The sequence below is a fragment of the Leekyejoonella antrihumi genome (genome assembly GCF_007845645.1).
Taxonomy (GTDB): Bacteria; Actinomycetota; Actinomycetes; order Actinomycetales; family Dermatophilaceae; genus Leekyejoonella; species Leekyejoonella antrihumi.
This window is the reverse complement of sequence record NZ_VCQV01000012.1, coordinates 68,074-94,594: the sequence shown is the minus strand read 5'-3', so window position 1 is coordinate 94,594 and position 26,521 is coordinate 68,074. Positions and strand designations below refer to the sequence as shown.

Below are 26,521 nucleotides of genomic sequence, written 5' to 3'. Positions count from 1 at the left end.
TCACATTCCTGGTAGGAGCTGGACAATGAGGTCGATAGCCTTGATGCCGATGAACGGAGCGATCACGCCACCGAGCCCGAAGATGAACAGGTTCCGTCGAAGAAGCGCTTCGACGCCGGCGGGACGGTAGCGGACGCCCTTGAGCGACAGCGGGATCAAGGCGATGATGATCAACGCGTTGAAGATGACGGCGGAGAGGATCGCCGACTGCGGAGAGTGCAGCTGCATCACGTTCAGTCGGGACAGACCTGGATAGAGGGGCGCGAACATCGCGGGTATCACTGCGAAGTACTTGGCCAGGTCGTTGGCGATGGAGAAGGTCGTGAGGGCGCCGCGGGTGATCAGGAGCTGCTTGCCGATGCCGACGATGTCGATCAGCTTGGTCGGGTCGGAGTCGAGGTCGACCATGTTGCCGGCCTCCTTGGCCGCCGACGTCCCGGTGTTCATCGCCACGCCGACATCGGCCTGAGCGAGGGCGGGCGCGTCATTGGTGCCATCCCCGGTCATGGCAACCATGCGGCCACCCTGCTGCTCCTGCCGAATGAGGCGCATCTTGTCCTCCGGCGTGGCCTCGGCGAGGAAGTCGTCGACCCCGGCCTCGGCCGCAATTGCCTTGGCCGTGAGCGGATTGTCTCCGGTGATCATGACCGTGCGGATGCCCATCATCCGCAGCTGGTTGAAGCGCTCGGTCATTCCGGGCTTGACGACGTCCTTCAGGTGGATCACGCCAATGGCGCTCGCGCAGCCCCGCGGAGGCTGCACCGCCACCACCAGGGGGGTGCCGCCGTCCGAGCTGATGCTGTCGCACTGCGCCAGCACTGAGTCGGGCAGGGCGCCACCGGTCTCTCTGAGCCACTTGGCGACCGCCGAGCTCGCTCCCTTGCGGACTCGGGTGCCGTCGGCCAGGTCGACGCCGCTCATCCGGGTCTGCGCGGTGAACGGCACCTCACGGGCGCCATCGGGCAGGTCAGCAGTGTCCTGGAGCGTCCCGTCCACCAGGGTCACAACCGAACGCCCCTCGGGTGTCAGGTCTGCCAACGAGGAGAGTCGCGCGAGAGCATGGGTCTGCGCCGAGTCCCCGCCGCCGACGACCACGATGCGCGCGGCCTGGCGGTTGCCGAGCGTGATGGTGCCGGTCTTGTCGAGCAGCAGGGTCGAGACGTCGCCGGCGGCCTCCACTGCGCGGCCCGACATGGCCAGCACGTTGTGCTGGACGAGGCGGTCCATGCCCGCGATGCCGATCGCCGAGAGCAGGGCGCCGATCGTGGTCGGAATGAGGCACACCAGCAGGGCGACCAGCGTGATCACCGTTGGCGGGTGACCGGCTATCCGGGTGAGCAGCGGGATGGTGCCGACGGCGAGCAGGAAGACCAGGGTCAGCACCACCAGCAGGACGCCGAGGGCGATCTCGTTGGGTGTCTTCTGCCGGGCGGCGCCTTCCACCAGGGAGATCATCCGGTCGATGAACGTCTCTCCGGGCCGTGAGGTGATCTCGACCAGGATGCGGTCGGAGAGGACGCTGGTGCCACCGGTCACGGCGCACCGGTCGCCGCCTGCCTCCCGCACGACGGGGGCCGACTCGCCGGTGACCGCGGACTCGTCCACCGTGGCAACACCGTCGATGACGTCGCCGTCGCCGGGGATCACCTCGCCCGCCTCGACCACGACCACGTCACCGGGCCGCAGGTCGGCGGCGGCTACGACCTCCTCGGCTCCGTCTGCGCCGCCGATCAGACGCCGTGCCGTGGCGGTGGTGCGGGTGCGCCGCAGCGACTGGGCCTGGGCCTTGCCGCGGCCCTCGGCGATTGCCTCGGCGATGTTGGCGAACACGATCGTGAGCCAGAGCCAGACGGTCACCGACCAGGCGAAAAGGCTTCCGTCGGTGATCGAGAGCACCGTGGTGAGGGCTGCGCACACCCAGACCACGAAGATCACCGGAGTGTGCACCAGGTGCCGGGGGTCGAGCTTGCGCAGTGCCGCGGGCATGGCCGCGATCGAGGTGCCGAGCAGGCTGGTCATCACAACGCCTCCGCGAGTGGTCCAAGAGCGAGAGCAGGAAGGAACGTCAGGCCGGTGACGAGCACGGCCACGCCGACCATCAGCCCGGTGAACAAGGGTGTATGCGTGGGCATGCTGCCCTCCGTGGAGCCCTGCCGCCGTTGGGCGGCAAGGGATCCGGCCAGTGCGAGGATCAGCGCGATCGGCACGAAGCGGCCCAGCGCCATGGCGGCGGCAAGTGTCAGATTGAGGAACGGCTGAGTGGCTGACAGGCCGGCAAATGCCGAACCGTTGTTGTTCGCCGCCGAGGTGAACGCGTAGAGCAGCTCGGTCAGCCCGTGTGGTCCGTGTGCGAGGATCGCGCCCCGTGCCACAGGCACCGCCAGCGCCGTGCCGGTGCCGATCAGCACCAGCGCCGGAGAGACGACGGTGGCAAGTGCGGCAAGGGTGATCTCCTTGCGGCCGATGGTCTTGCCGAGCAGCTGGGGGGTGCGGCCGACCATCAGACCGGCGATGAAGACGGCCAGAATGGCCAGCACGAGCGCACCGTACAGACCGGAGCCGACGCCACCGGGAGAGACTTCGCCCACGGCCATGTTGACCAGGGCGCCGCCACCGCCGATGGCGCTGTAGGACTCGTGCAAGGAGTCGACGGCTCCGGTCGAGGTCGAGGTCGTCGAGTTGGCGAACAGGGCGGAGTTCCAGACCCCGAAGCGCACCTCCACGCCTTCCATGGCACCGAGCGGCCCCGATGCGGCATGCACCTGGGCCCAGGTGATCACCGCGAGCATGCCGGTCCACAGGGTGGCCATGAACCCCAGCACGGCATACCCCTGTCGCCGATCGCCGACGAGCCGGCCGTAGGTGCGGGGGAGCGAGAACGGGATGACCAGCATCAGGAAGATCTCGATGAGGTTCGTGACGGCGTTCGGGTTCTCGAACGGGTGCGCGGAGTTGGCGTTGAAGTAGCCGCCGCCGTTGGTGCCCAGCTCCTTGATCGCCTCCTGACTGGCCACCAGCCCGCCCTGGATCGTCTGATGCCGGCCGGCGATCGTGGTGATGGTGTGCGCGGCGTTCAGGTTCTCGATGACCCCGCCCGCGAGGAGCACCAGGGCACCGACAAAGGCCAAGGGCAGCAGCACCCGAACCACACCGCGCGTCAGGTCGACCCAGAAGTTGCCGATCGTGCGGGCACCCGATCGCGTCAGACCCCGAATCACCGTCAGGGCGACGGCCAGACCGACCGCTGCAGACACGAAGTTCTGGATGGTGAGGCCAATGGTCTGCACGACTGGCGAGGCACCGTCTTCGCCCGCGTAGTCCTGCCAGTTGGTGTTCGTCACGAACGACACCGCAGTGTTGACGGCCGTCGTCAGGGACTGCTCGGCCCCTCTGGCCAGCGGCAGGTGTGGCTGCGCAACAACCAGCGCGAGAAGCCACAGGACGCTCACCGCGGAGAAGGCGCCGAGCGCGACCGCATAGGTGCGCCAGCTCTGCTCGGACCGAGAGTTGATCCCGGTGACACGGTAGATCGCGCGCTCGACCCGTAGGTCGCGCTCACTCGTAAAGACCCAGGCGAGGTAGTTGCCCAGTGGCACGTGGACGACCGCCACGGCGGCTGCGAGCAGCCCGATGGTCAAGAGACCGGCGGATGCGTCGCTCATCAGAACTTGTCCGGCCGCACGAGTGCATAGATCAGATATCCGACAAGCGCGACGGCGATGATCGCCGCGACCAGGTATTCAGTCATGCGACCAGCACACGTCACTCGGGCGACGGCAGCGACGTTCTTGACGCGGACTTCACGCGTCTTGACGTGCTTTTTACGACTTCGGCGTCGGTCGGGTGATCCGCGACCGGTCGGGAGGTCGAGGCACGAAGAAGCTGGTGCGTTCCTGGTAGGCGGCGTATCCGGGGCGCGATGCCAGGTGCCGTTCCAACCGGCGTGCGCCCGTCGCCACCACGAGGAACCACACCATGGCGGCCGGGGAGAGGACAGTGAGTGGGCCGGGCCAGACGGCAACGGCGACAAGGTAGACGCCGACCCACACCAGCGCGTCCCCGAAGTAGTTGGGGTGCCGCGACCACCCCCATAGACCCTGGTCCATGATGCAGCCGTGAATGTCATGGTCGGCCTTGAAGGCCTTCAGCTGACGGTCAGCGATGGACTCGACGACCATCCCGGCAACAGCCACTGCCCCACCAGCGGAAACAATCAGCCACGCGAGGCCGCTCGGAGGGCCGCTGCATGCTGCGACCTGGATCGGCAGCGAGATGAACCACTGGGCAACGCACTGGATCCCGAAGACGGCGCCAGCCGCAGCCGCCGCGCTCTTTCCGGCGACCAGCTCGGCATACCGGGGGTCCTCGTCGGTGCCTCGGGCGCGCCGCGCAATGTGTGCCGTCAGCCGAGCGCCCCACACCGTGACCACGATGGCCAGCAGGATCCGGCGTGGAAGGTCTCCGGTGCCGATCAACGCACACAGGATCGATACGAGCGCAAGGCCGGATCCCCAGACCTGGTCGACGATGCGAAAGCGATGGGCGCGCAGCGAGATCACGCAGGTCACGGACTGCAGGACCACGAGCAGCGCGAAGCACGCACCGGACAGTGCGAGGAATCCGCCCATCACGCGGGCCGGGGGACCGCGACGATCTGGTCGACGCCCATCCGACCCTGCTCGAAGGCGAGCAGGCCACCCGCGAGATAGAGCTCCCAGACGCGAACGACCTCCGGGCCGACAAGGGCGGTGAGCTCGTCTCGTCGTGCGTCGAAGCGGCCCTGCCAGGCGCGAACGGTCCACGCGTAGTGCTCGCGTAACGAACGCACAGCCTGCACCTCGAGACCGCCAGCTTCCATCAGATCGAGCGTCCGGCCCAGCGGACGCATCGTCATGTCGGGCGCGATGAACGCCTCGATGAAGGGTCCACCACCAGGGTGCCGGCCGTGTCGGCTCATCTGCTGCACGAGGATTCGGGCGTCCGGCGCAGCATTGCGCCGCAGTGTCGACACGTAGTCCGGGTAGCCGCGGTCTCCCGCGTGCTCACCCATCTCCAGGGATGCGACTGCGTCGTAGGGGCCGTCGTCGACATCGCGGTAGTCCTGCAGGCGGATGGAGACCAGGTGCGCCAGGCCGCGCTCTCGGATCCGGTTGTCGATGAATGCCTTCTGCTCCTTCGCGATCGTCACTCCGGTGACGTGCGCGCCGAAGTGCTCGGCGGCATGCAGGCTCAGGGCGCCCCAGCCGCAGCCGACGTCCAGCAGCCGCATCCCGGGACGTTCGCCGAGTCCGACGCTGCGACAGACCAGGTCGAGCTTGTCGGCCTGCGCGTCCTCGAGGCGATAGGTTGCCGTTTCACCACCGTCCAGTGGGGCGCCGGTGACGTAGGCGCAGGAGTAGGCCATGTGGTCATCGAGAATCAGCTGATAGAACTCGTTGGACAGGTCGTAGTGGTGGTGGATCACCGCGCGGTCGCGGCCCGGTGAGTGGAGCCTGCCATGGACGGCGATCTGGCTGTCCGGGGGAGTGGGGCGTCGACCGGCGGCCCCGGAGCGCAGCAGGGTGCGTAGGGCGGAGGCCACCGCCCACGGAGCGGGACGGTGTTTGCCCAGACCCCGGTCGCCGACCATGCCCCAGGCGTGCTGCAGCGCCGCAGTGACAGAGCCTTCCACGTCGAGGTCACCGGACACGTAGGCCTGTGCGGCGCCGAGCTCACCCGGGTGCCAGAGCAGCCGGCGCAGGGCGCGCGGGTTGTTCAGTCGGACCTTCGGCGCATCGTCCGGCCCTGCGGAGCTGCCGTCCCAGGCGGTAAGGCGGACCGGGAGCGGGCCTCGCAGAAGGGGGACCAGCGCATCCTCGAGGGAGTCGGCGATCGTGGAGGTCATGACGTCACCGGCCGGGTGAAGGTGAGCTGGTGGACGTCGAGGTATCCGGAGCGGAAGCCACCCTCGGAGTAGCGCAGGTAGAACGTCCACATCCGTCGGAACGTCTCGTCGAACCCGAGCGACTCCAACGCATCCCGCTCGGCTGAAAAATGTTCAGCCCACAGCTGGAGCGTCTTGGCGTAGCTGTCGCCCATGGGCAGGTCGTCGGTGATGTGCAAACCGGCGGTGGCGGCCTGGTCGCGAAGCATCCGCACCGAGGGCAGCGCCCCACCGGGGAAGATGTACTTGTGAATCCACGTGTACGTGTTGCGTGTCTCCAGCACCCGGTGGTGAGGCATGGTGATTGCCTGGATCACCAACGTGCCCGAAGGCGACAGGCATTCGGCCAGCTTGGCGAAGTAGACCGGCAAGAAGTCCAGACCCACCGCCTCGATCATCTCGACCGAGACCACCGCGTCATACGTCCCGGTGACCTCTCGATAGTCCTGCAGCGTCACCTGGACCCGGTCGGCGACACCGGCCTCTGCCACCTTCTTGCGGCAGTAGTCGAGCTGCTCCTGGGAGAGGGTCACCGAGTCCACGGTCGCGCCGCGTTGTGCTGCGCGCACAGCGAGCTCGCCCCAGCCGGAACCGACTTCAAGGAGGCGTGTCCCTTCGCCGACGCCGGCCTGATCGAGGATCCGGTCGACCTTCCGGCGTTGCGCATCGGCAAGGTCTGCACTGTCCGCGTTGGCCGGGTCGGCGAAGAGTCCACTGGAGTAGGTCATCGTCCCGTCCAGGAACGTGCTGAACATGTCGTTGGACAGGTCGTAGTGTCGTTCCACATTGTGCCGGGAGTGCTGCTCCGTCTGATGGTCTCCCTGGGGCTGTGCGGCCAGGTAGGCGTGCCGCAGCGCGCGCAGCGGCGCGGGGACGAGACCGTCGACACCACCGGCGAAGACGGCGATCGCCGCAGCGAGGTCGTCGGCCTCCCACTCGCCGGCGAGGTAGGACTCGCCGAAGCCGATCAGACCACTCTCGCCGATCCGGCGCATCATCGCGGCCTCGTCGTGGACGGTGATGGTGGGTGCCGTTGTCGCGTTGGCGCCACCGATCTGGTCGCCGTTCGGCAGCACCACCTGAAGTGGCAGGCGACCGACGGCGTGCCGGAAGATCGCCGCAGCAACCCGGCCGCTGATGGCGGCACGCAGGCCGGACGGGATGGAGAAGACGTCGGGCCAGCGGGTCGCGCGCAGCTGCGCAGCACTGGCGTTGTAAGTAGTCATACGAGCTCCTGGACTTGATGAGTGGGTCGGGGTTGCAGTGGCAGATGGCGCCACAGCCGGATCCCTTCCCATCGAATTTGGAGGGATACCAACCAGGTAGACAGCGGAAGTCGGTATGCGGCGCGCAGTCGGTCACCGGTTGACGTGACGCGATGACCGCGCCAGGTGGCCACGAACGGGCCACTGTCGCCGTGGTGCAGCGTGATGGTGGCGTGCAACCGGTCGGTCGGCTCGGGGACGGACATCTGATATCGGCCGGACACGTCGTTGAAGGGGGAGACATACAGCTGCTTGTCCGCACTGGCACGGCTTCGGTCATCCGTGCGCACGAGGTAGGCGTGGCGTTCGCCGTAGGTGTTGTGCACCTCGGCAATCACACACGCTGGGCGATCCTGCGCGTCATGGCACCAGTAGAGGGTCAGCGGGTTGAAGACGTGACCCAGCACGCGAGAGCTTGTCAGTGCAAGCACTTGTCCGTCGGTCAGGTCGATGCCGTTGTCCTCGGCGAAGCCGGCGATGTTGTCTCGCCAGCGGCGATTCGGGTTGCCGAGGTGATCGGCGGCGCGAAACCGGGCGAGCGGTGTGATCCATCGGGGCAGGTCCTGTGCGCGTCCGCGCGCGTCCACCTGGTCGAGGTCGACCAGCCAGCTGCACGACCGGTAACGGAAGCTATGGCGCACCGGCGTGGACCGAGCGTGCGAGACGGTGGTCAGAAAGAGTGACGTCACGTCCATTCACCTCCGAGGGACTGCGCTGCGAGAAGCCCGGACAGCGCGCCGTCCTCGTGGAATCCCCAGCCGTGGTACGCGCCGGCATACGCCACCACCGGGCCGGACAGCTCGGGTAGCCGGTGTTGGGCCGCAAGTGCCGACGCGGTGTAGAGAGGGTGCTCGTACTCCATCCGATCGATCACCTGCGTCGGGTCGACACGACCGGAGTCGTTGAGGGTCACCATGACTCGTTGCCCGGCTGGCGACGGAAGCCTGTGCAGCCTGGTCAGGTCGTAGGTGACCAGCACCCCGGCGCCGGCGTCTGCTGAGACTCGGTAGTTCCAGGACGCGCGGGCACCACGGTGCCGCGGCAGCAGGGACCGATCAGTGTGCAGCACGGCGGTGTTGCGGCTGTAGGTGAGTGCGCCAAGCACCTCTCGGGTCAACCGGTCCGGGTCGGGCTGCATCGTCAGGGCCTGGTGTGGGTGGGTGGCGACCACGACAGCGTCGAACTCGGTGGACCCACCGGTGGAGTCATGGACCGTTACGCCGGTGGCTGTGCGCTGTAGGCGGGTCACTGCGGTCGCGAGGCGGACGTCCTGGATGGGGTCGAGAACACGTTCGACGTAGGTGTGTGAGCCACCGGTCACGGTGCGCCACTGGGGCGATCCGGTGACGCTCAGCATTCCGTGGTGGTCCAGGAAGGTCAGTAGACTGCGGGCCGGGTAGGACATCGAGTCCTGTGGGTCGCAGGACCACACGGCGGCGATGAGCGGCCGCATGAAGTGGTCTCGAAAGTTCTCGGAGTAGGTCTGCGCCTCGAGCCAGTCACCGATGGAGACCGCGTCGCCGGTGTCTGCGGAGGCGAGCAGTGTCCGTGCCGCCTGGTGGAATCCGCGGACCTCGCCCAGCATCTTCAGGTAGGCGGGGTTGCCGACCGTTCGCGGGTCGGCGAAGATTCCGCGCAGGCCCCTGCCCCCGGCATACTCCCAACCGGGGGTCCCACTGATCGACATGCTCATGTCGGTCTCCTGGGTGGGCACGTCCAGTTCCGTGAAGAGCCGCTGCAGGGTGGGATACGTGCGGTCGTTGTGCACGATGAACCCGGTGTCGATGGTCACCGGGGAGCCGTCGGCAAGACTGATGTCGTGGGAGTGGGCGTGCCCACCGGGGCGGCTGTCCGCCTCGAAGACGGTCACCTGCGCCGAGCGGCGGAGCACGTGTGCCGCAGTCAGGCCCGCGACACCGGTGCCGATGACGGCGAACTTCTTGGGCGGCATGAGGTCCCTTCCGGATAGGTGTTGTCGGTTATTCGGACCGAACGCTCCGCCGGATTGGTGCGGGCCTATGCGGTCTCTCGCGCGTAGATGACGGTGTTGTCCAAGTGGTGGCTCCCGGCCTTGTTCAGGTCGCCCGAGCAGGTGATCAGGCGCAGCTGGGGGTCCGCAGTGTTGCCATAGACCGCGACGGTCGGGAACGCCGTCTTGGGATAGCTCTGGACCTTGTAGACCGTGTAGTGAACCGTCTTGCCGTCGGCGCGTTTCACGCTGACCGTGTCGCCGGGCTTGAGCGCTCCGAGCCTGAAGAAGACCGAGGGTCCACTGCGCTGGCTCTCGACGTGGCCGAGGATGACCGCGGGGCCGTCCTGGCCGGGCGTCGGCGAGCCGGTGAACCAGCCGGCATGGTCGACGGCGTTTCCGGCAGGGACCTGGAGGGTGCCGTCCTTGTTGAGGCCCAGCGTGATCAGGCCCGAGCTCACTCCGATGGCCGGGATGCTCAGCTGGGTCGGCCGGGATGCCGCCAGCGCCGCGGGGCCCTGGGGGGAGGTGGGCGGCGGGGCCGAGCCGGTCGTGCTCGTGCCACTTGCGCGCGGTGAGGTCGGGGCGGGAATACCGCCGGTCGTCTGCTGACCGGCACCCTGAGCGGATGCCGGCGGTGTTCGTGGGGTCGACGTGTGCCCGTGGATGCCGATCGCAACCAGGATGACACCGACGACGAGGACTGCTGCGACGCTGAGCACCGCCCACGTGGGGAGTCGGCGATGTGCGCGGGGTGAGGGGCTCATGGGATTCGAGCTCCTTTGATGATCGTGCGCACGAGGTCTCCTTCGATCAGCACCGCCACCGGCCGGGGCGGTCACCGGGTGATTCGAGACCGAGCTGCGGCGTGGATTGGTCGCGAGGAGAAGGACTCTGGCCGCCGGCTGCATGCGGTGCCGTTGGCGCATGACGGAGGAGGCCGAGTACTGGAGCAGTACTCGGCCTCCTTGCGCTCCTTGACCGGCTCAGGTGCTGAAGCTGAACAGCGCGACCGGAGTCGTCGTGGGTGACGTGGAGCCACCCGCCGGTTCGACGGTGATGCCGACGCCGGTTGCCTTGTCGGCCGCCCCGTTGAGCAGCACCGTCTGCGTCGCGCCGGACGCATTGGCGGGCATCAGGCCGGCACTGACCATCTTGCCGGCCGGGGTCTGATACCAGAGCTGGTAGGCGTGTCCGGCCGGCGGCGGCGCCATGTTGTCGGCGACGAGCACCGACTGGTCGAGCTTCTTCGAGCGCACCACGGTTGCCGTGGTCTGCCCAAGATGCTTGACATAGCGCTGTGCGTCCGAGGCATGCAGCACCTGCTGACTGGCCGACACCTGGGTAGGCGCCGAACCGGTCCACGGATGCCACGTCAGGCCGCCCACGACGATGGCGGCGGCGGCGACTGCTGCGGCGACGAAACGACGTACGCCGTGTCGGCGGCGGCGCTCTCGCGCCTGCTCGATCGACGCGGGTGCCGACTCGACGGAGACCGGCGAGGGGGCCGGCCGATCGTGCGCCGGGCCACCGTCGTCGCCCTCGTCGTCATGGTCGGAGACCAGCGGTGGCAACGGGCGCACCGTGCCGATCTGCTGCAGGATGTTGGCGCGCAGCGACGGCGGTGGGGTGACCGCGGAGGCCGACGCAAGGCTGCCTGCCACCGCCTGCAGCCCGACCAGCTCGGCCTGGCAGTGCGTGCACGCAGACAGGTGCTGCTCGAAACGGTATCGCTCGTCCTCACTGACCGCGTCGACCGCATACGCGCCGATCAGGCTGTGGATGTCGTCGTTCATTGCTCCACTCCCATCGTGTCACGCAGGCGGATCAATCCGTCGCGGATGCGGGTTTTTGCGGTTCCTTCGGGCAAATTCAGCAGGGCGGCGACCTCACGATGCGTGTAGCCGCCGAAGTAGGCCAGCTCGAGAGCCTCACGCTGGGTCGGCGTCAGCGTCTCCAGTGCCTTGCGCACCCGCTCGGCGTCCAGACCGCGGTGTGCACTTTCGACTGTGGTGTCATACGGGACTGCCTGCTGCTTCATGTCATACGTCGTATCCCGGCGGCTCTGCGCCTCGGAGGAGCGAACCCGGTCGACAGACTTGCGGTGGGCGATCGTCATCATCCACGAGAGGGCACTGCCGCGGGCGGCGTCAAAGCGGGCGCTCTGCCGCCAGATGTCGAGGTAGACCTCCTGGGTCACCTCTTCGGCCTGGGCCCGGTCACGGATGACGCGCAGCACCAGGCCGAATATTCGTGGGCCGGTCTGGTCATAGAGCCGAGCAAAGCTCGACTCGTCACCGCGTGCGCTTGCCGAGAGCAGTGTCGTCAGCGGGTCTCCGGGTGGTTCGCCGTCCGAGTCCGGCGTGGTGCTATGCAGTGGTCGCATCGCATCTCCCCGTGGCCAGGATGAACGTCGCAGCCGAGACCGAGTGTGCAAAATCGCCGAACATGCGGGTGCACTCCTTCGGTTACGGGGTCTTGAATCGACGGTGATTCGTCGCCGAAGCCTAACCGGATTGGTGCCCGGTCGAACGACGTGCGCTCGGCGGCGCGGCAGGCCACCCGGCATACAGCATGATGGCGTCATGGACGGACGCGACGTGGTGGTGGACCAGGTGGTCGTGCATCGCAACGGCCGCCTCATCCTGGACGGTGTGAGTGCGGCGTTCCGGCCGGGAGCGATCACCGCGGTGTGCGGCCCGTCGGGCAGCGGCAAGACGAGCCTGCTGCGACTGATCAACCGGTTGGACGTACCGACCTCCGGTGCGGTGCGGTACGGGGGAGTGGACGTCGCCGGTCTCGACGTGCGTGAGCTGCGGCGCCGGGTGGGCATGATCTTCCAGCGGCCGACACCGTTCCCCGGCACGGTGCGAGCCAACCTGCGGCAGGGGGCCGAGCGCTCCGATACGGACTACGCGCGAGTCCTGGAGCAGGTGGCGCTCACCGCGTCCATGCTCGACCGGGACACGGCCGACCTGTCCGGTGGTGAGCTGCAGCGGGTCTGTCTGGCCCGCACCCTGACGACCGAGCCGGAGGCACTGCTGATGGATGAGCCGACCTCGAGCCTCGACCCTGATGCCGCGCGCGTCGTCGAGGACGCAGCGCGCGCGCTCGCAGGAGCCGGTATGACGATCGTGTGGGTGACCCACGACCTGCAGCAGCGCGACCGGATCGCCGATGACGTCTTTGCCGTGGGAGACGCGCAGTGATCACCTGGGTCGGGCTGGCGGTCTCAGTGCTGCTGGTCGTGGTGGCGGCCGGACTGTCCGCCGCCCTCGGCCTGCGGATCGAACGGGACATCGTCGTGGCGGCGCTGCGGATGGCGGTGCAGCTGGCGGTCGTGGGCGGCCTGCTGACGCTGGTGGTCTCGCCGCATCGCACGATCTGGTGGTCCTGGCTGTGGGTGGTGCTCATGGTCGGGTACGCCGCGGATGTCACGGCTCGTCGTTCACCGGCCGTGCCCGGCCTGCGATGGGTGTCCCTGGCGGCCTTCGGCGCCGCCTCGGTGGTCACCCTCGGCGTGATCTTCGGTCTGCGCGTCTTCCCGGTGAATGGGCGCACGGTCGTCCCGATCGCGGGCATGATGGTGGGCAACTCGATGACGGCCACGGTCCTGGCGGGACGTCGGGTCGTCGAGGAGATCGCCGACAAGCGCGAGCAGGTCGAGGCCAGGCTCGCCCTCGGACACGACACCGCCGCAGTCTGCCGGCCCTACGTGCGCGCCGCCCTTCGCTCGGCGCTGCTGCCGCAGATCGAGAAGACCAAGGCCATCGGCATCGTCTTCTTGCCGGGCGCCATGACCGGTCTGATCCTGGCCGGGGTGAGCCCGGCCGAGGCGGTGCGGGTGCAGGCCGTGGTGATGTTCCTGGTGCTCGCGGCGGCGGCCACGACCACGGTTGTTGTCGCTGTTGGCGTCGCGCGGCGGCTGTTCACGGCCGATCTGCGGCTCGCCGACACCGTTCCCAGGCCCGCGCAGTAGGCGTCGCCCGGCCGCGGGATGGAGCGCCCCGACCGTAGGATGGGCGGATGTCTTCGCCAACTGAGGCCAACCCGGCGCCAGGGCCCCCGCGGGTCCTGGTCGTGGAGGACGAGCGCGCGCTGGCCGAGATCGTGCGGCGCGGCCTGGTCCACGAGGGGTTCGAGGTGGAGGTCGTGCACGACGGGGAGAAGGCGATCTGGGCGGCGCGGGAGCGCGACTTCGACGTGGTGCTGCTCGACATCATGCTGCCGTCGGCCAACGGCTACACCGTGTTGAAGCGGCTTCGAGCCGTGGACGTGTGGACCCCGGTGCTGATGCTGACCGCCAAGGACGGCGAGTACGACCAGGCGGACGCGTTCGAGCTGGGCGCGGACGACTACCTGATCAAGCCGTTCAGCTTCGTCGTGCTCGTGGCACGCATCCACGCGCTGATCCGGCGCAGCCGACCCGAGCCCAAGACGCTCTTGAAGGCGGGTGACCTGGTCATGGACCCCGTCGCCCATCAGGTGTCCCGAGGCGGTGAGCGGATCGATCTGACGCCGCGCGAGTTCACCGTCCTCGAGCTGTTCATCACCCGATCGGGAGCGGTCCTGTCCAAGCAGGACATTCTCGACCACGTGTGGGGCGAGTCCTTCGACGGTGATCTGAACATCGTCGAGGTCTATGTCGGATACCTGCGCAAGAAGGTGGACGTACCCTTCGGTCGGCGCACCATCGAGACGGTCCGCGGGCTCGGCTACCGGCTCTCGGAGAGCGACGGCTGAAGCGGCAACCAGATTTCGAAACACGCACCGCCCAGCGACGAGGTGGTCACGCCGAGCCGGCCACCGTGCGCACGCACGATCTCGCGGGAGATGGCCAGGCCCAGACCGGATCCGCCCGCGTCGCGTGACCTGCTCTCATCCAATCTGACGAATCGATCGAAGATGTGGTCCCGTTCGGCCACCGGCACCCCCGATCCGTCGTCCTCGACACGGATCACCGCACCGGCCGCGTCCGGCAGCAGGCTGAGCTGGACCACCGACCTCGCATGGCGCAACGCGTTGTCCCCGAGGTTGCGGACGACATGCTCGAGGAGGCCCCGGTCGCCGCGAACTCGCACGGGAGTGACGTGAGACACGGTCCGATGCTCGCCTCGGGCCCGGAGGCGGAGGGTTTCGTCGGCGACGAGGTCGTCGAGGTCCGTGTCGACGACCCGCAGGCGCATGCCGTGGTCATCGGCTCTGGACAGCAGCAGCAGACCGTCGACCAGCTGCTGCAGACGGGCCACCTCGGTGTCCACGAGCGGCCGCAGCTGCAACCAGGAGGCATCGGCGCCGTCCTCGGAGCCGACCTCCAGGGCAGCGCGAACGGTGGCCAGGGGCGACCTCAGCTCATGGCTCGCGTCGGAGACGAAGCGCTGCTGGGCAGACTGCGCCCGCTGCAGCCGCGCCAGCATCGCATTCATGGTCTGCGCCAGCGTTGAGATCTCGTCTCCGACCGCGGACACCGGGACGCGGTCGTCGAGTCGAGCGGCAGTGATCCGCTCGACCTGTGCCCGAATGCGCTCCACGGGGCGGAGGGTGGTCGTGACCAGCCACCAGGTGGCGATCGCGCTCAGGCCCACGAGCACGGGCACGGCCAGCAAGAGATACTTGACCGCGGCGGAGACCGCTTCGTGCTGGTCCTGCTGCGAGCTGGCGACCTGAACGACGTAGGCCTGGTCGTCGTGCGTGACGCCGACCGCGACGACCAGGGGAGTGTGTACGTCGCCGGGCAGCCAGAACTGGCGGACGCCGGTGACCGTGGTGTGGCCAGGGGTCGGCCGAGTCGGTGCCAGGGGCGTGCGCGCATGCGCGACCGAGCTGTAGGCGAGCCGTCCGGCAGCATCGAGAACGTCGACTGTGAACCCCTCCTGCACGTCCTGGCGCTGCGCATTGATCCCTGACGGCCCGGAGGACTCGACGATCGCCGCGACGTTCTGCGCCTGCTGGTGAGCCGCCGTGCTCAGGTTGGAGCTGAGCGTGCGCTGCATGAGGGTGGCCAGCACCAGGACACCGAGCAGCAGGGGAGCGGCGACGACCAGGGCGGTGAGGGCGGTGAGCCGGGGCCGCATACCCCGAGGGCGCAGACCGGCCCGGCGCAGACGTCGCATGCGGCCATTCTGCCTGCACCGGGTTGATGTGCTCACCGCGTTCTCTCAGGGTGCGTTCAGCGCTGCCCGGAAGGATCGCCGGTGGCCAGAGCACCCGATCCCTGAGGATGTCCATGGATACCGCATCAACGCAGACGGACCCATCGTTCGGGACGCGGCTGGCTCACCCGCACAGTGCGCGAGCGACGCTGGCCAAGGTGCCTGAGATCACGGTGCTGTTCTGGGTCATCAAGGTGCTCACCACCGGTATGGGAGAGGCAGCCTCCGACTATCTCGGGGGTGTCAACCTGGTGCTGGCCGGCGTCGTCGGTGTGCTCGGCTTCGCCGTCGCCATGTGGCTGCAGTTTCGCGTGCGCGGGTATGTCGCACCGGCCTACTGGTTTGCGGTGGCGATGGTGGCGGTGTTCGGGACCATGGTTGCCGACGGACTGCACGTGGGGGCCGGAATCGCCTATCCCTACTCGACGGCCTTCTATGCTCTGGTGCTTGTCGTCGTGCTCACCCTGTGGTGGCGCAGCGAGCACACGTTGTCCATTCACAGCATCACCACCCGCCGGCGCGAGGTCTACTACTGGGCCACCGTCCTGACGACCTTTGCGCTCGGCACCGCGGCGGGCGACCTCACCGCCGCGAGCCTGAATCTCGGATTCTTCCCCTCCGGGGTGCTGTTCGCGGTGCTGATCGCCATCCCCGCGATTGCGTGGTGGAAGTTCAACCTGAACGCGACGGTTGCCTTCTGGACCGCGTACGTGCTCACCCGTCCGCTGGGTGCTTCGTTTGCGGACTGGTTCGGCAAGCCGCCGTCATTTGGTCACGGGCTGGGCTATGGGGATGGCACGGTGACCGCACTGGCACTGATCGCCATCATTGCCCTCGTCGCCTGGGTATCCATGCACCAGTCGCCGGCGAAGGTGACTGACAGGGCGTAGCCTGCTGGTCCGACATCGACCGGAACGGACGCGACCAGCGCAATGATGTGCTGCGTCGCGACCTGGTCGCAACTACCGTGGAGGCGGGCACCCGCGGCTGCAAGGTGCTCAGCGGCACGTTGCACGACCCGTATACGGGCCTGACCGTAACCTTCCAGCACTCGTCGAGGTCCTACTCGCCGGTGCAGATCGACCACGCCGTCGCCCCCGGTGACGCGTGGGCGATGAGGCCTGGCGCTGGTCGGGCGACCAGCGCCGGCAATTGCCGAACGACCCCCTTGACCTGCTCGCGGTGGATCCGCACCACAACCAGGTCAAGGGCGATGGTGACGCCGCAACGTGGCGATGAGGTGCTCCGTCAAAGACCGGTCAGCCCCGGGCTCGGTGGCGCTCGGCCCCCTGACGTCCACCGGCGCGCCATGCGTCCACCGAGAGTCGACCTATGACGACGGCCCGCGATAATGGCGTTCATGGTGACATCCGCGGTCGACACGGTGCAGTCGGGTCCGGCCGTCCTTCGGGTGCGCGGGCTGTCGGTCAGCTATGGCCGGCTGGCCGCGCTGCAAGGTGTCGACCTGGACGTCTATCCGGGCGAGGTCGTCGGCATTGCCGGCGACAACGGCGCCGGCAAGTCCACCCTGTTGCGATGCATCTGTGGGGATCTCGGCGAGGTGTCCGGCGAGGTCTGGCTCGACGGGGAGCCCCTGACGTCGCGCCCGCCGCCGGGGTCCGCTCGCGGGATCGGTGTGGTCTGGCAGGATCTGGTGCTCTCGGACAACCTGGACGTCGCGTCCAACCTCATGCTCGGCAAGGAGCGGCGCACGCTGCTGATGTCCGAGTCCAGGTTCCATGCTCGAGCGCGGGCCGTGCTCGACGATCTCGGCATCCCGATCGCCGACTCGACCCGGCCGGCGTGGACCCTGACGGCAGCCGAGCGCCAGCTGCTCGCGGTCGCGCAAGCGGTGTCCCCACGACCGCGACTGCTGCTCCTGGACGAGCCCACGGCGGTGCTGAGCCGGGCCGACTCGGCTCACGTCGAGCTGCTCATCCGCCGGTTCCGCGACGAGGGCACCACGATCCTGCTCATCTCGCACGACGTGGATCAGCTGTTTCGCCTGACGCGCCGAGTGGTCGTCCTGCGGCATGGTCGGGTCGTCGCGCAGGTCGACCCGGCGCGATCGCACCCGGACGAGCTGCTTGCCCTCATGGCGGGCCACGACGTGCAGTCGGCTCCGCGCCGGCAGCTGAGCCGACTGCACGGCCTGGCCGGCCACCTGAGCTCGGCCGACCCGTCGGCCGGACTCACCCTCATCCTGTCCACTCTCGGCGCGGCTCTGGGGGCACAACAGCTCAGCCTGCACCTGCTCGACGAAGCCACCTTGAGATGCGTGGGCTCCGTAGGCCTGACCCCGGCCCTGGAGGATGCGTGGCGCAGCCTGCCGCTCTACGTCACGAACGGGCCGCTGTCGAGGGCTGCCGTGGAGAGCGCGGTCGCCGTGGAGCCGGACGTCAGGGCGAGCGAGGCGCTCGGCCCCTATGCCCGGCTGCTCGACGAAGCCGGGATTGCCAGCTGGTGGGCGGTGCCGTTCTCGCTCGGCAGCGGCGCCACCGGGGTTGTCAGCATCTACCGCTCGGATACCGGGTCGCCGGCCACCGATGAGCTGGATCTCGTCAACCTCTACGCCGGATATGCCGCAGCGGCACTCGAGCGGGAGCGGCTGCTCGCCGAGCTGACTGCACGGAACAAGGTGCTGGAGACGATCCGCGCGGTGCTGCAGACTCTGGCCGGCCCCGGCTCACTCGCCGATGGCATCGGCACGGCCCTGCAGACCTTGCGCGAAGCGGTGGGCGCGGACGAGATCGGCCTCTTCGGACGAGCCGCTGGTGAGCGGACCTCGCGCCGTGCGCATGCCGCACCGCCGGGTGTGGCGCACTCTGTGCGCCTCGCGTCCGCCGCCGATGCCGCACTCGATGCCGCCGACGCGGATGGACAGGTCCGGGTCCAAGTGGTTGCCCACGGTGGAAGCCGGCTGGTCGTTCGTCTGTCGGACAGCACGGTGCTCGCAGCGGAGTGGAGAACCCGCCTTGCGAGCGCCGATGAACGGGTACTGATCGAGGACGCCGCGCACTCCATCCTGCTCGCCCTGGAACGGGAACGCAGCGAACTTGCGCGTCGGGAGACGACGGCGCTACGACGCTCCCAGGAGATGCAGCGCCAGTTCCTGGCCCGCCTGTCCCATGAGCTGCGTACGCCGCTCACCGCGATCCGTGGTTATGCTTCCAGCCTGATGCAGACCGATGTGACCTGGGACGAAGCCTCGCAGAGCCGGTTCCTCAGCCGAATCAGCAGCGAGTCGGCCCGGCTGCGCACGCTGGTGGACGACCTGCTCGACTTCTCCAGGATCGAGTCGGGGGTGCTGCGGATACGGCCCGACTGGGTCGACCTGTCGCTGGTGATCGATGCGGCACGTTCGTGCCTGTCGCCACAGGCCGCTGACGCGATCGAGATCCATTGTGCGGCCGACGTCCCCGCTGTGTGGGCGGACCATGACAGGCTCGAGCAGGTGATGATGAATCTCATGGACAACGCGGTGCGTCACAACCCACCAGGGACCACCGTCCGCATCGACGTCCGGGCGGACGGACCCGACCACGTGGTCATCGGCGTCGTCGACGACGGGGTCGGGATGCCTTCTCGCGATGAGAAGGTCGGTGCGATGCAACCGCCGTTGTGGCGTGGTGCCACCGCTGGTGCGGGGCTGGGCCTGTCCATCACTCGAGGCATCGTCGAGGCGCACCAGGGGACCCTCCGGCAGGAGCCCCTGAATCCGGGAACCCGGTTCCTCGTCCGGCTCCCGGTGGAGTCCGACGCGCTGACCATGGAGCCGGACGATGCGTGATCCCTCCCCGCGGACCAAGGTGCTGGTGGTCGAGGACGACCCCAACATCGTCGACATGATTCGTGCCAACCTCACGGTGCGCGGGTTTGACACGGTGGTGTCGACCGACGGGTCAAGAGTGCTGCGCCTGCTCGAGACCGAACGCCCGGACATCGTGCTGCTGGACCTGATGCTGCCCGCAGCGGACGGCATCGAGCTGTGCCGGCAGATCCGCGGTCGTTCGACGATCGGCATCATCGTTGTCTCCGCCCGCGGCGGTGAGCGTGACAAGGTCGCTGCACTCAACGTCGGGGCCGACGACTACATGACCAAGCCCTTCGGCATCGAGGAGTTGCTGGCGCGGATCACCGCCACGTTGCGACGGAGCCGGCCGGCGTCGACTCCGGAGGATGCCTCGCCGGTGGTGCAGATCGGCGGCCTCGTCGTGGACCTGGCCAAGCAGCAGGTCAGCCGCGACGGCATCCCGATCCACCTGACTCCCACCGAGTTCGCTCTGCTGCGCGAGCTGGTGATCGCACCGGGCACGCTGCTCTCCCACGCGCACCTGCTACGCCGGGTCTGGGGTCCTGGGTATGAGACCGAGACGGAGTATCTGCGGGTCTACGTGCGCCGGTTACGGTCCAAGCTCGCGGTCGACGGGCAGGCGCCGCTGATCGTGACCGAGCCACGTGCCGGGTATCGGTTCGCCGCAACCTGAGCGGCTCACCAGCCGAGCGACGTTCACACTTTGTTGATGTCGGGGGTCGAATATTCACGGTCCGTTCACGCCGCCGGTCCTATGCTCAAGAACGTCAGTTCGCGCCAAACCGAGCCACCGTTCGGTGCTCAGGTGCCGGGCGCCCGCCCGGTGAGCCGCGGCTGCGTCGATCGTTAGGAGCAGTCCCTTGCAGAACACGAAGAAACTCGGCGTTGCGTCGGCGGCCCTGGTCAGCACGGCCCTTCTGGTAGCCGGCTGCAGCAGTTCGGGCTCGGGCTCGGCCGCGTCATCGGGGAGCGCGCCCGCCAGCTCGTCCTCCTCCTCTTCCTCCACCGCCTCGGCAAGCCCCTCCAGCTCGGAGGCAGCGCTTCCGACGACGTCTGCCACGTCGTTCAAGCGCGACTTCTCGAGCATGGCGGCGCTCAAGCCGCTCGCCGCGAAGGGGTCCGGCAAGATCGCCGTGATCCTGCCGGACACCGTCACGTCGGCCCGCTACACCGAGTTCGACGCACCCTACCTGACGAAGGCACTCACCGCGGCCGGTCTGACGGCGAGCCAGTTCACCGTGCAGAACGCCCAGGGCAGTGACGCGACCCAGCTCACCGACGCCCAGTCGGCGATCAGTGGGGGTGCCAAAGTCATTGTGGTCGACCCACTCGACAAAGGCGTCGGCGCGAAGATCGAGAACTACGCCAAGCAGCACAACGTGCAGGTCATCGACTACGACCGGTTGACGCTGGGGGGCACTCGCGCCTACTACGTCAGCTTCGACAACGTCAAGGTCGGTGAGCTCATCGGCAACGGCCTGGTCTCGTGCGCGAAGGCATGGGGCGTGAAGAAGCCCAATGTGATTGAGATGAAGGGTGATCCGACGGACAACAACGCGACACTGTTCGCGCAGGGCTACGACTCGGTGCTGAACCCGCTGTTCAAGTCGGGTGGCTGGACCAAGGTCGCCGAGCCGGCCGGGACCTGGGACCCGCCGACCGCCGCAACCGAGTTCACTCAGGCGTTCACCGCGCACTCCAACGCGAATGCGGCGCTGGTGCCGAACGACGAGAACGGCGCTCCGATCATCACCTACCTGAAGAACCACAACGTCAAGCCGAAGTCGTTCCCGGTGACCGGCCAGGACGCCACTCTGGTGGGACTGCAGAACATCTTGTCCGGGTACCAGTGCGGCACGGCATACAAGCCGATCTATCTCGAGGCTCAGGCTGCCGCAGCGCTCGCAATGTATCTGCGAGCCGGTGTGAAGCCACCGGCCGGCCTGGTCAACGGCACCACTACGGACACGACGAGCAACGTCAAGGTCCCGTCGGTGCTGCTGAAGCCGGAGTGGGTGACATCGGCCAACATGAACTCCACGGTCATCGCCGACCAGTTCGTGACGGCCAAGCAGCTGTGCACCGCCAAGTTTGCGGCTGCTTGCAAGGCTGCAGGGATCACGTCGTAGTGAGCGACGAGCAAGCAGGAGTGCGTCCGGCCGGGAGCCCGGCCGGACGCACGCTGCTCGATGACACGCCGCCGTTGCTGAGCCTGCGGGGAGTCGGCAAGCGCTTCGGCCCGGTGCAGGCGCTGAGCGACATCAACCTCGATCTGCCCGCCGGGCAGGTCACTGCACTCGTCGGTGACAACGGCGCCGGGAAGTCAACGCTGATCAAGGCGATCGCCGGGATTCACGCCATCGACGGTGGTGAGATGCTCTGGGAGGGCAACCCGGTCCAGATCCACGGCCCACGCGATTCCTCGCATCTGGGGATCGAGACCGTCTATCAGGACCTGGCGCTGTGCGACAACCTGGACATCGTCCAGAACATGTTCCTCGGTCGCGAGGCGCTGCGCGGCGGCGTGCTCGACGAGGCCACGATGGAGACCAAGGCCAACCAGACCCTGAGCGAACTGTCCGTGACGACAGTCAAGTCGATCCGCCAACCGGTCTCGTCGCTGTCCGGTGGACAGCGGCAGGCCGTCGCCGTCGCGCGGGCGGTGATGTGGGACGCGAAGCTGGTCATCATGGACGAGCCCACCGCGGCACTCGGAGTCTCGCAGACCGCCATGGTGCTGGATCTGATCACGCGGCTCAGCGCTCGCGGCATCGCGGTCCTGGTCGTGTCCCACAACCTGAACGACGTGTTCCAGGTGGCCGACCGGATCGCCGTGATGTTTCTCGGCACTCTCGCCCGGACGGCTCCGATCGGTGAGTTGACGGTCAGCACGGCCGTCGAGCTGATCACGACCGGCAACCTCACGACCAGCACCGACCGGGAGTCCTGAATGTCATCCTCACCACAGCAGACACCCCCGCCGGTCACCGATGACGTGACACCACCCGACGAGGTGCTCGCCGGCGTGCCCGAGCTGGCTTCCGGGTCGCTGAGCGCCTACGTCCGGGCCTGGCTCGCACGGGTCCGGTCGGGTGAGAGCGGCGTGCTGCCCGTCATCGGCGGCCTGATCGTCATCATCATCATCTTCCAGCTGAAGAACTCGGTCTTCCTGTCCGCGAACAACATCATCAACCTCATGGTGCAGGCGTCGATCTACGTGCTGTTCGGCATCGCCGAGGTGTTCGTGCTGCTCCTCGGGGAGATCGACCTGGCGCTGGGATTCACCGGCGCTATCGGTGCAGTGTTCGCAGTGTGGATCACCGGACCGCCGCACAACCAGCCGTGGTTCGTCGGTGTCGTCCTAGGTCTTGCGGTCGCCACCGTCATCGGCGCCGTGTGGGGTCTGCTTACCACGCGCCTGCGCATCCCATCGTTCATCGTGACCTTGGCCGGGCTGCTCGGGCTGCAGGGTCTGCTGATCTTCCTGATCAACAAGCTGGCTGGGCAGAGCAGCGGCGGCACCATGTCGGTCAGCAACGGCGTGATCAACGGCATCGCCTACGGGCACATGAGCAATGTCCTCGCGTGGGTCGTGCTTGTCGTGGTTGTCGTGACGTACGCCGCGATCACCGTGCTGCGCGACCGACAGCGTCGCTCCGGCGGACTGGTCACCCAGCCGGTCGGCCTCGGCTTCCTGAAGATTGCCGCGATCGCCGTGGCCGGCGTCGTCCTCGTGCTGGTATGCAGTGCGGGAAGCGGTGTGCCGTGGGCGGTTCCGATCGTGCTCGCGATTGTGCTGGGCTGGACGTTCCTGCTCGGTCACACCCGGTTCGGACGGTATGTCTACGCCATCGGCGGCAACGCCGAGGCCGCTCGCCGCGCCGGGATCAACCTGTCACAGATCCGGCTGATCGCCTTCGCGCTGTCGAGCCTGACGGCCGGTGCGGCCGGGATCTTCTATGCTGCGCGGCTCGGCTCGATCTCCAGCAACGTCGACGGTGGGCAGTACGTGCTGCTCGCCGTGGCCGCAGCTGTGATCGGTGGCACGAGCCTGTTCGGTGGGCGCGGCAAGATCGTGCATGCCCTGCTCGGTGGCCTGATCGTCGCCACGATCTACAACGGGATGGGGCTGCTGAACCTGTCGGCGGCCACCCAGCTGATGGTGACGGCTCTGGTGCTGCTTGCCGCGGTCACGGTCGATGCCCTCAGCCGGCGCAACCGCACCACCACCTGAGCTGCACGACAACGGCCGGGCGCCGCGGGGCGCCCGGCTGTTGACGTAAGGGCTGTGGTCGTGATGCGGAATTCACGGGCGGCACGATGCCGTGCGAGGTCCATTGGGTAGTCTCGCCGCATGCTGGTGTCTGACCTGCGGCACTTCCTCGACCTGCCCGACGACGCGCCCGGTCCGGCACGGCGCCTGGCGGATCAGTTGGCCTCGATCGTCCGCGCGGCCACCGCCGGCCCCCTGGCAACCGAGTGGGTGAGCGCGCTGCATTGTCGGCGCTACCCGCGGCATCGGCCGTGCCCTGGACGGGTGGTGATCGTCCGAGGCGAGGCTCCGACTCCCGTCCGTTGGAACTGCCCGAGCTGCGGGGACGAGGGACTGATCAGCGGGTGGGCGGACTCGCCGTTCGATCTGCGGCAGCGGCGTCTCGCGGCCGCCGGCCGGGCGCATGCGGTGGTCGTCTCGGAGGACACAGCCAAGGCGCTGCGAGATCTGACCTTGGCTGACCCCGACTGCGAACGGTTGATCTTTCAGATCCGGAGCGTGAACTCGGATCTTGTCCTACCGGCGACTGCAGAGGACCTCGAGGACCTGCTGGAAGCCACGGCCGCCGAGGCCAACCACGAGTCCGACCGCAGGCGCCGGAATCGGCTCGATGCCGCTTACCTTGAGCTTGAGAACGTCCTGCTCGCGCTACCCTCGCAGACCAGAGAGCAGCCCGGGCACCCTTAGGAGGATCGCCAGGGTAGTCGTCGGCGAGCAGAGTCGATCGCCGTCCTTGCGGCGGAGACTGGCCGGAAAGAGCGCGCGGCCGTCGTCAATGCGGCACGTTCGTCATCGGCGAGCTGCAGGTCCGCTGCGGCGACGTTGGTCTCGAGCTGTTCGACGCTGGAGGCGCCGGGGATCACCACGACCTGCGGCAGGCTCAGCAACCAGGCAAGCGCCACCTGCGCCGGCCGGGTGTGATGCGCGTCGGCCACCTCGCGCAGCAGGTCCAGCAGTGGTGCGGCACGCCCGAGGTTCTCCGGGCTGAACAGCGGGTTGGTGGCCCGCACTCCACCGGGCCGGTGATCCACGTCGTAGCGGCCGCCGAGCAGGCCCTGGGCGAGCGGGCTGTAGGCGATGACGATCCGACCTTCCTCCTGAGCGAAGGGCACGAGGTCGGTCAGTGGGGCGGCGTGTGCAAGGGAGAAGTGTACCTGATTGCTCACCACGGGCCTGCCGAGCGCGGCATCCGCCATCCGCCAGCGAGACAACGAGTAGTTGGAGACGCCTACTGCGCCGATGCTTCCGTCCAGCAACAGACTTCGCATACCGCGCATGATCACCGAGTCCGGGACCACGGGGTTGGGCTGGTGGATCTGATAGAGCGGGATCCGGTCCAGCCCGAGGCGCCTGGCGCTGGCGTGCTCCCGGCGGCGCACCATCGGTGGCAGCGGCGCGATGGGAAAGAGCTTGCTGGCGACGATCACCTGGTCGCACTCGCTGCCGAGCGCCTCACCGAGGATGCGCTCGCTGCGGCCGAAGCCGTAGATCTCGGCGGTGTCGAAGAGCGTGACGCCCAGCTCGCGGGCCCGGCGCACGATCGCGGCGGCCGTGTGCCCCGCATACCCCTGCCCGTATCCCCACTCGCGCGAACCGAACTGCCAGGTGCCGAGCCCGATCCGGCTGACCTGGCCCAGACCCTGGACCTCGAGGTGATTCATCCGACCAGCGTAGTCTCGGCACGTCTCAGCCGGTCGACGACGTCGGGGCCTGCGTAACCGAGGGAGCCTCGGGCCGTTGCAGGGCATGCTGGTCTGCCAGTGCGATTGCGAGCTCGCCGGCCGGTGTGGGGTGGAACGGTGCCGCGCTCTTCACGCCCTGGACAAATGGTGTCTCGCTGCACAGCCCATGACCGCTGAAGTCGGGTGATGCCGTCTGGAATGAGGCTGCCTGTGCACCGGACTGCAGGACGTGGTTCAACGCGGTGCGCTTGGAGAGGGTCGCCTGCTGCTTGTCGGTGGTGACGCCCAGGTGGGACAGGCACCTGACGTCGTCACCGAACGGGTCGTAGTAGAGGTTGATCACGACCTGTGGGTGTTTGGGCAGCGCCTGCAGCCGCGACAACAGCTGGAGGTAGTTGGTGCTGAACTGCGAGAGATCCTGTTGGAACGCCGCTTGGTCGGCATTGTTGCGGCAGCTGACCGAGACGGCACAGATGCGCAGCTGGGTGGACCACTGGACGTCGTTGGCACCGATGCTGACGATCACCGTGGTCGCGGCGGCTACCGCGGGTCGGCTCAGCTGCGCCGGCACGGTGAGTGATCCCGCCTTCTGCGGGCCAAGGAGGCCGTCCGCGGTGGTCGCCCCGCTGCAGGCCAGGTTGGTCACGGGCGTGGAGCTGCTGCGGGCCAAAGCGATTGCGTAGGAGTCGATGCTGCGGTGGCAGGCGCGGTCGGTGGCGGTGGGGTGCGACACGAGGGGGTTGCCAAGACCCGCTGCGGTGGAGTCGCCGATCACCACGATGGACCCGCTGGCGGGTGAGGGGGCCCTCGTTACCGGGGCATGCAGATCGGGGGCATCACCGACCAGCGCCTGCAGGGAGTGCACGTGGCTCAGCTTGGCCGGTGCGGAGTAGGCGGTGGTCATGATCGCGCCGAGGTTGATGGCCTCGGTGATCACGGCGATGGAGACGATCAGGGCGAGGCTGCGCCCCCGGCCGCGGCGCATCCATCCGGCGATGGCGCCGGCAAGCACGATGGCCACCAACCCCACCATGGCCACCTGCCAGTAGAAGTAGCGGCGGAACCCTTGCACGAGAGCATCCGCGATCGACGTCGTGGGGTTCGTGCCCGAGCTGGTGCTGGCGAACTCCTCGAGCTGCTTGCTCAACGTGATGTGGGTCAGCTGGATTCGTGGGCGGATCGGGCCGGCGAACTGCACGGTCGTCGGCAGCTTTTGTCCGAACAGGTCGAGCTCGCCCGGGCCGGACAGCTGGGTCGAGGGTCCGGCCACGCCGACCTGAACCGTCTGGCCTGCGGCCGAGACGCTCTGTGCCGGGGTTACGGCCAGGGCCACCGCTATGGATGCGGCGGCGACCAGGATCGTGATGATCAGGTAGGTGATCGCGGTCCGGATCCGTCGACTCATCCCTCATCTATACCGCACCGTTGATGGAGGTGTGTCCA

General features: G+C 67.9%; 25 protein-coding genes. 10 read left to right on the top strand and 15 right to left on the bottom strand.

Annotated elements, in window-relative coordinates:
• From kdpB to sigK, 11 genes are all read right to left on the bottom strand, one after another.
• Positions 1–2,019, bottom strand: coding sequence for a potassium-transporting ATPase subunit KdpB (gene kdpB, locus FGL98_RS10585; protein WP_146316730.1), 2,019 nt, complete (start codon positions 2,017–2,019; stop codon positions 1–3).
• Entirely contained in the window at positions 2,019–3,662 is a 1,644-nt protein-coding gene (gene kdpA, locus FGL98_RS10580; RefSeq protein ID WP_146316729.1) for a potassium-transporting ATPase subunit KdpA, read from the bottom strand. The genes kdpB and kdpA overlap by 1 nt, the downstream gene beginning before the upstream one ends.
• Entirely contained in the window at positions 3,662–3,766 is a 105-nt protein-coding gene (kdpF, locus tag FGL98_RS10575; RefSeq protein ID WP_222432112.1) for a K(+)-transporting ATPase subunit F, read from the bottom strand. The genes kdpA and kdpF overlap by 1 nt, the downstream gene beginning before the upstream one ends.
• A gap of 55 nt (positions 3,767–3,821) precedes the next feature.
• Positions 3,822–4,628 carry a DUF1295 domain-containing protein gene (locus FGL98_RS10570; protein ID WP_146316728.1) on the bottom strand — a complete coding sequence of 269 codons (807 nt, stop codon included), beginning with the start codon at positions 4,626–4,628 and terminating at the stop codon, positions 3,822–3,824.
• Positions 4,628–5,884, bottom strand: a complete 1,257-nt coding sequence (locus tag FGL98_RS10565) for an SAM-dependent methyltransferase (RefSeq protein WP_146316727.1) — start codon at positions 5,882–5,884, stop codon at positions 4,628–4,630. The genes FGL98_RS10570 and FGL98_RS10565 overlap by 1 nt, the downstream gene beginning before the upstream one ends.
• A complete protein-coding gene (locus FGL98_RS10560) occupies positions 5,881–7,149 on the bottom strand; it encodes an SAM-dependent methyltransferase (protein WP_146316726.1) in 1,269 nt (422 codons plus the stop codon). Before FGL98_RS10560 ends, FGL98_RS10565 begins: the two co-directional genes overlap by 4 nt.
• Positions 7,146–7,883 (bottom strand): DUF1365 domain-containing protein, encoded by a 738-nt coding sequence (locus FGL98_RS10555; protein WP_146316725.1) that lies wholly within the window; start codon positions 7,881–7,883, stop codon positions 7,146–7,148. The genes FGL98_RS10560 and FGL98_RS10555 overlap by 4 nt, the downstream gene beginning before the upstream one ends.
• On the bottom strand, positions 7,874–9,139 hold the full coding sequence (locus tag FGL98_RS10550; RefSeq protein ID WP_146316724.1) for an NAD(P)/FAD-dependent oxidoreductase: 1,266 nt from the start codon (positions 9,137–9,139) through the stop codon (positions 7,874–7,876). The genes FGL98_RS10555 and FGL98_RS10550 overlap by 10 nt, the downstream gene beginning before the upstream one ends.
• Before the next feature lie 65 nt (positions 9,140–9,204).
• Positions 9,205–9,924, bottom strand: a complete 720-nt coding sequence (locus FGL98_RS10545) for a class F sortase (RefSeq protein ID WP_186526095.1) — start codon at positions 9,922–9,924, stop codon at positions 9,205–9,207.
• 219 nt (positions 9,925–10,143) lie between these two features.
• Complete coding sequence (locus tag FGL98_RS10540) at positions 10,144–10,953, bottom strand: anti-sigma factor (RefSeq protein ID WP_146316722.1); 810 nt, start codon at positions 10,951–10,953, stop codon at positions 10,144–10,146.
• A complete protein-coding gene (gene sigK, locus FGL98_RS10535) occupies positions 10,950–11,543 on the bottom strand; it encodes an ECF RNA polymerase sigma factor SigK (protein WP_146316721.1) in 594 nt (197 codons plus the stop codon). Before sigK ends, FGL98_RS10540 begins: the two co-directional genes overlap by 4 nt.
• Before the next feature lie 199 nt (positions 11,544–11,742).
• Between sigK and FGL98_RS10530 the strand changes: the two genes are divergently transcribed.
• The 3 genes from FGL98_RS10530 to FGL98_RS10520 are packed head-to-tail and all read left to right on the top strand — an operon-like array spanning position 11,743 to position 13,900.
• Positions 11,743–12,366, top strand: coding sequence for an ABC transporter ATP-binding protein (locus FGL98_RS10530; RefSeq protein ID WP_146316720.1), 624 nt, complete (start codon positions 11,743–11,745; stop codon positions 12,364–12,366).
• On the top strand, positions 12,363–13,136 hold the full coding sequence (locus FGL98_RS10525; protein WP_146316719.1) for an ABC transporter permease: 774 nt from the start codon (positions 12,363–12,365) through the stop codon (positions 13,134–13,136). The genes FGL98_RS10530 and FGL98_RS10525 overlap by 4 nt, the downstream gene beginning before the upstream one ends.
• A gap of 47 nt (positions 13,137–13,183) precedes the next feature.
• Positions 13,184–13,900: a response regulator transcription factor gene (locus tag FGL98_RS10520; protein ID WP_146316718.1), complete on the top strand. Its 717-nt coding sequence runs from the start codon at positions 13,184–13,186 to the stop codon at positions 13,898–13,900.
• Here FGL98_RS10520 and FGL98_RS10515 read toward each other — a convergent pair.
• Positions 13,873–15,270: a sensor histidine kinase gene (locus FGL98_RS10515; protein ID WP_146316717.1), complete on the bottom strand. Its 1,398-nt coding sequence runs from the start codon at positions 15,268–15,270 to the stop codon at positions 13,873–13,875. The genes FGL98_RS10520 and FGL98_RS10515 overlap by 28 nt on opposite strands.
• A gap of 113 nt (positions 15,271–15,383) precedes the next feature.
• Here FGL98_RS10515 and FGL98_RS10510 point away from each other — a divergent pair, with 113 nt between their 5' ends.
• The 3 genes from FGL98_RS10510 (at position 15,384) to FGL98_RS10500 (ending at position 19,796) form a co-directional block, all read left to right on the top strand.
• A complete protein-coding gene (locus FGL98_RS10510) occupies positions 15,384–16,199 on the top strand; it encodes a COG4705 family protein (protein WP_146316716.1) in 816 nt (271 codons plus the stop codon).
• Positions 16,200–16,669: 470 nt separating this feature from the next.
• Positions 16,670–19,099 (top strand): ATP-binding cassette domain-containing protein, encoded by a 2,430-nt coding sequence (locus tag FGL98_RS10505; protein ID WP_186526094.1) that lies wholly within the window; start codon positions 16,670–16,672, stop codon positions 19,097–19,099.
• Positions 19,092–19,796, top strand: coding sequence for a response regulator transcription factor (locus FGL98_RS10500; RefSeq protein ID WP_146316714.1), 705 nt, complete (start codon positions 19,092–19,094; stop codon positions 19,794–19,796). The genes FGL98_RS10505 and FGL98_RS10500 overlap by 8 nt, the downstream gene beginning before the upstream one ends.
• 54 nt (positions 19,797–19,850) lie before the next feature.
• Here FGL98_RS10500 and FGL98_RS10495 read toward each other — a convergent pair whose 3' ends face one another.
• Positions 19,851–20,192 (bottom strand): hypothetical protein, encoded by a 342-nt coding sequence (locus FGL98_RS10495; RefSeq protein WP_146316713.1) that lies wholly within the window; start codon positions 20,190–20,192, stop codon positions 19,851–19,853.
• Between the two features lie 16 nt (positions 20,193–20,208).
• Between FGL98_RS10495 and FGL98_RS10490 the strand changes: the two genes are divergently transcribed.
• From FGL98_RS10490 to FGL98_RS10475, 4 genes are all read left to right on the top strand, one after another.
• A complete protein-coding gene (locus FGL98_RS10490) occupies positions 20,209–21,252 on the top strand; it encodes a sugar ABC transporter substrate-binding protein (protein WP_146316712.1) in 1,044 nt (347 codons plus the stop codon).
• Positions 21,252–22,073: an ATP-binding cassette domain-containing protein gene (locus tag FGL98_RS10485; protein WP_246136492.1), complete on the top strand. Its 822-nt coding sequence runs from the start codon at positions 21,252–21,254 to the stop codon at positions 22,071–22,073. The genes FGL98_RS10490 and FGL98_RS10485 overlap by 1 nt, the downstream gene beginning before the upstream one ends.
• Complete coding sequence (locus FGL98_RS10480; protein ID WP_146316711.1) at positions 22,074–23,357, top strand: sugar ABC transporter permease; 1,284 nt, start codon at positions 22,074–22,076, stop codon at positions 23,355–23,357.
• Between the two features lie 120 nt (positions 23,358–23,477).
• On the top strand, positions 23,478–24,083 hold the full coding sequence (locus FGL98_RS10475) for a hypothetical protein (RefSeq protein WP_222432111.1): 606 nt from the start codon (positions 23,478–23,480) through the stop codon (positions 24,081–24,083).
• Here FGL98_RS10475 and FGL98_RS10470 read toward each other — a convergent pair.
• Positions 24,080–25,057 (bottom strand): aldo/keto reductase, encoded by a 978-nt coding sequence (locus FGL98_RS10470; RefSeq protein WP_146316710.1) that lies wholly within the window; start codon positions 25,055–25,057, stop codon positions 24,080–24,082. The genes FGL98_RS10475 and FGL98_RS10470 overlap by 4 nt on opposite strands.
• 25 nt (positions 25,058–25,082) lie before the next feature.
• Positions 25,083–26,483 (bottom strand): GDSL-type esterase/lipase family protein, encoded by a 1,401-nt coding sequence (locus FGL98_RS10465; RefSeq protein WP_146316709.1) that lies wholly within the window; start codon positions 26,481–26,483, stop codon positions 25,083–25,085.
• Between the last annotated feature and the right edge of the window lie 38 nt (positions 26,484–26,521).